The sequence below is a fragment of the Xanthomonas sp. LMC-A-07 genome, assembly GCF_030208825.1.
In the GTDB taxonomy this organism is placed as follows: Bacteria; Pseudomonadota; Gammaproteobacteria; order Xanthomonadales; family Xanthomonadaceae; genus Xanthomonas; species Xanthomonas campestris.
Genome location: NZ_JARVTF010000025.1, coordinates 1 through 4,309 on the forward strand (window position 1 = coordinate 1; position 4,309 = coordinate 4,309).

General features: G+C 64.0%; 3 protein-coding genes. All 3 read right to left on the reverse strand.

All coding sequences use genetic code 11. The features are described 5' to 3' along the window. Window positions 1-217 precede the first annotated feature (217 nt). From otsA to otsB, 3 genes are read right to left on the reverse strand one after another with little or no spacing between them, the layout of a single operon-like run. Window positions 218-1,585, reverse strand: a complete 1,368-nt coding sequence (gene otsA / locus QRM89_RS20960) for an alpha,alpha-trehalose-phosphate synthase (UDP-forming) (RefSeq protein WP_014508687.1) — start codon at window positions 1,583-1,585, stop codon at window positions 218-220. After that, window positions 1,582-3,360 carry a glycoside hydrolase family 15 protein gene (locus QRM89_RS20965; protein ID WP_115540872.1) on the reverse strand — a complete coding sequence of 593 codons (1,779 nt, stop codon included), beginning with the start codon at window positions 3,358-3,360 and terminating at the stop codon, window positions 1,582-1,584. Before QRM89_RS20965 ends, otsA begins: the two co-directional genes overlap by 4 nt. Window positions 3,361-3,409: 49 nt before the next feature. Further along, the gene (gene otsB / locus QRM89_RS20970; protein ID WP_115577526.1) at window positions 3,410-4,168 is read right to left on the reverse strand and encodes a trehalose-phosphatase; all 759 of its coding nucleotides are present in this window, start codon (window positions 4,166-4,168) and stop codon (window positions 3,410-3,412) included. Between the last annotated feature and the right edge of the window lie 141 nt (window positions 4,169-4,309).

Sequence of the window (4,309 nt, forward strand, 5' to 3'; positions counted from 1 at the left end):
CCTTTTGCCAAGACAAAAGGAACTCGCGCCGCAGGCGCGAAAGCTCTGCACTTGCATTGTTTTACCGTGAAGTGCCTTGCATCGAAAGACGCTATCAACAACTCAGCAGCTGAACCCCTGCGCGCAGTCATCTAGGCAACGCTTTCTCACGCTGACGGCGAGAAAATTGCATCAACGCAGTGACGCGAAACGCGACACCGCGCATGAACAGCCAGACTCAGATATCGGCCAACGCCTGCAAATACCGCTGCCGCCAATGATTGATGTTGTTCTTGCGCAAGTGATCCATCATCGCGTGCCAACGCTCCACCCGCGTCGCCAACGGCATGCTCGCCGCCGTCGCAATCGCATCGGCCACACCATCCAGATCATGCGGATTGACCAACAGCGCCTCTTTCATCTCATCGGCCGCACCGGCCAGCAACGACAACACTAGCACACCCGGATTCTCCGGATCCTGCGCTGCCACAAATTCCTTGGCGACCAGATTCATGCCGTCGCGCAATGGCGTTACCAGGCCCACGGCCGCAGCGCGATAAAACCCGGTCAACGTGGCATGGCTGAAGTTCTGGTTGACGTAACGCAGCGGCGTCCAGTCCGGCTCCGCATGACCACCGTTGATATGCCCGGCGATCTGCTCAAGCTGCCCGCGCAGCTGGCGATATTCGTTGACGTCGCCGCGCGAGACCGGTGCAATCTGCAGATAGGTGAGGCTGCCGGATTGATCCGGGTAGCGCTCCAGATAACGCTCAAAGCCTTGGAAGCGCTCGGGCAGACCCTTGGAATAATCCAGGCGATCCACGCCGATTGCGAGCTGGCGCCCACGCAGGCTTTCGCGAAGATCGCGCACTGCCTGCTTGGAGACCGACGCCTTGGCCTGATTGGCAATCAGGTCGGTATCGATGCCGATCGGGAACGCAGCAGCGCTGAAGCGGCGCCCACCCGGGCCTTCCACCAGATCGCCCTCCAGTACGCGCCCGCCACCGAACAGGCGCACATACGCCTTGAAGCGTTCGGCATCGCGCTGGGTCTGGAAGCCAACCAGGTCGTACGCGTAGAACGTGCTGAACAAGCGCGCGTGATCCGGCATCGCCTGCATCAAGTCGGCCGACGGCATCGGCACATGCAGGAAAAAGCCCATCTTGCAGCCCACACCGAGCTCGCGCAGCATCGCGCCGAGCGGAATCATGTGGTAATCGTGGATCCACAGCGTGTCGCTATCCTTGAGCAAGGGCGCCAGCTTTTCGGCGAACAGGCGATTGACGCGCATGTAGCCTTCGCGGGTGGCGCGGTCGTAATCGACCAGATCCAGGCGGAAGTGCAGCAGCGGCCATAGCGTGCGGTTGGCAAAGCCGTTGTAGTAGGAATCGATGTCGCGCTTGTTGAGGTCCATGGTGACGAACTTGATGTCACCATCGGTCTGCTCGTGCATGCCGCCGCTGTCGCCGCGCACGGTCTTGCCGCTCCAGCCGAACCACACCCCGCCGCGCTCCTTCAGCGCCGCCAACAAGCCCACTGCCAGGCCGCCGGCCCGGCTTTCGCCAGGCACGGCCACACGATTGGATACCACCACCAGACGACTCATGACGCCTCCTGCCAACTCCGCGACAAGCGCATTGCTGCAATGATCAAGCCCACATGCGAATAGGTCTGGGGGAAATTGCCCCAGGCTTCGCCGTTTTCAAACGATAGGTCTTCAGAGAGCAAGCCGAGGTGATTACGGCGCGAAAGGATGCGCTCGAACAATTCACGCGCCTCGTCCTTGCGCCCGATCGCGGCCAGCGCGTCGATGTACCAGAACGTGCAGATTGTGAAGCTGGTTTCCGGCTCACCGAAGTCATCCGGTGCGATGTAGCGGTATAGCGCATCGCCATGCTTGAGCACGCGGCCGACAGCCTCGACCGTGTGCACGAAGCGCGGGTCGTCGTTGGCCACGATGCCGATGTCAGCCAGCAGCAATAGCGAGGCGTCCAGGCGATGGCCGCCCAGGGTGTCGGTGAAATGGCCGTGTTCGTCGCTCCACGCCTCTGCTAGCACGCGGTCGCGGATGGTGTCGGCGCGCTCGCGCCAGTACACGCTGCGATCGTCCAGCGCGAGCCGTTCGGCGATCTTCGACAACCGGTCGCAGGCCGCCCAGCACATCGCCGCGGTATAGGTATGCACCTCGGCGCGGCCGCGGAATTCCCACAGGCCCGCATCGGGAACGTTGTGCAGGGCGAAGGCACGCTCGCCCAAGGGTTCGAGCTTGCGGAACGTGGAGGCGTCGCCCTGATCCTTCAGGCGCAGGTCGAAGAACAACTGCGTGGAGGCCAGCACCACGCTGCCGTAGACATCGTGCTGCTGCTGGATCCAGGCCAGGTTGCCGCGACGCACCGGGCCCATGCCGCGGTAGCCGTCCATGGTGTCGACTTCGTGCTCTTCCAGCTGCGATTCGAAGCCGATGCCGTACAGCGGCTGCATGGTGCCGTCGGTGGTAGCAATGTTGAAGATGTAGCCGATGAACTGCTCCATCGTGCGCGTTGCGCCCAGGCGATTGAGCGCACGCACCACGAAGGCGGCATCGCGCAGCCAGCAATAACGGTAGTCCCAGTTGCGCGGTGTGTTGGGCGCTTCCGGGATGGAAGTGGTCATCGCCGCGATGATTGCGCCGCTGTCTTCGTACTGGCAGAGCTTGAGCGTGATCGCACTGCGGATCACCGCTTCCTGCCAGTCCAGCGGAATCGACAGATAGCGCACCCATTCGCGCCAGTACTCTTCGGTGCGTTCCTGCGCTTCCTGTACATAGCCGGTGAGCGAGCGGGTGAGCGATTCGTCCACGCCCAGCACCAGGCTGACCGGATGGCTGAGCACGAACGGCAGGCCGTCGCGGACAAAGCGCACGGGCACATCGGTGGTCAGGCGCAGGGTGAAATCCGGCAGCACCCAGCGAATGTGGTTGCTGCCCCAGGTGGTATCCGGCGTGCGTCCGCCCCAATCGGCCAGCGGGCGTGCGCGCACCACGATGCGCGGGTTGCCGGCCAGCGGGCGGATCTGCCGGATGATGCTCACCGGCCGATAGAAGCGGCCGTTGTTGCGCCAGCGTGGCGCGAAGTCGATCACCTCGACTTCGCCGCCCTTGCTGTCGCGCAGCACCGTGCGCAGCACCGCGGTATTGGGCAGGTAGTGTTGTTCGCTGCTCTCGAAATCCTCGAGTTCCACCGCGAAGTCGCCACCTTCGCCCTTGGGCGAGAGCAGCGAGCAAAACGCAGGGTCACCGTCGAACGCCGGCAGGCAGCTCCACACCACGCGTGCCTGGCGGTCCACCAGTGCACCAAAACTGCAATTGCCGATGACGCCCAGATCCAGAGAAGACTCGGTCATGAAGTGCGTAACGTCCTGGGGGAAAAACGATGGGGAGCGCGTAACGCGCTCACGCGGTGTGCGCGTTGCGCTGCAACCAGGCATGCACGGCGGCGGTGCCCGGCACGCGGAAGCGTGCGTCGGTCTGGGCGCGGTCGCCGACCAGCACGCTCCAGCCGCCGAGGCGATTGGCCGCCTGGAAACCGAATTCGTCGGTGAGATCGTCGCCGACAAACACCGGCGTGCGGCCCGCAAATGCCGGCTGCTGCATCAGCTGCTCGACCGCCAGGCCCTTGTTGCTGCCTTCGGGAACAAATTCAACGACGTGATCGCCCGGCTGCAGGCGGTAACCCGACAGCACCGCGATTTCCTGCTGTGCAAACGCCAACACGTCCGCGCCGGCCTGCGGCTGCGCGCGCCAGTGCAGGGCCACGCTGACGCCCTTGTCTTCCACCAGCACGCCAGGGTGGCGCTGGGTGAGCGCCGCAGCGCGTCGATGCAGGCCATGCAGCCATTCGGAGGTGTCTTGCGGCATTGCCGCGCGTGCGACTGCGTCGCTACGCAACTCGTGCCCGTGCAGGCCAGCGGCCGGCAGCAGCAGGGGTGCGAACAGGGCGTCAAGTTGGGATAGCGGCCGCCCGCTGACCAGGGCGACGGCGCCGCCGAGGCGCTCGCTGAGGCGCGCGATTGCGTCGCGTACCTCCGGCAGCAACTGCACTGCTTCGGGGGTGTGCGCAAAGTCGATCAGGGTGCCGTCCACGTCCAGGAACAATGCGCAGGCATCGTCCAGCAATGGCGGCGACGGAAGGGGGGAATGCACGTCTGCCATGCGCCTAGTGTGCGCACCCAGGTGTGAGATTCAGGTTATGGAACGGCGGACGCTGTGCCTTCTCCCATCGGGAGAAGGTGCCCCGAAGGGGCGGATGAGGGTACGGGCAAAGCCTCGTGCAGTTGGAACGTCATGAGGGCT

What these genes read in the sequence shown, in the direction of transcription:
- otsA (WP_014508687.1), bottom strand. Translation starts at nt 1,585, where the DNA reads ATGAGTCGTCTGGTGGTGGTATCCAATCGTGTGGCCGTGCCTGGCGAA.
- otsB (WP_115577526.1), bottom strand. Translation starts at nt 4,168, where the DNA reads ATGGCAGACGTGCATTCCCCCCTTCCGTCGCCGCCATTGCTGGACGAT.
- QRM89_RS20965 (WP_115540872.1), bottom strand. Translation starts at nt 3,360, where the DNA reads ATGACCGAGTCTTCTCTGGATCTGGGCGTCATCGGCAATTGCAGTTTT.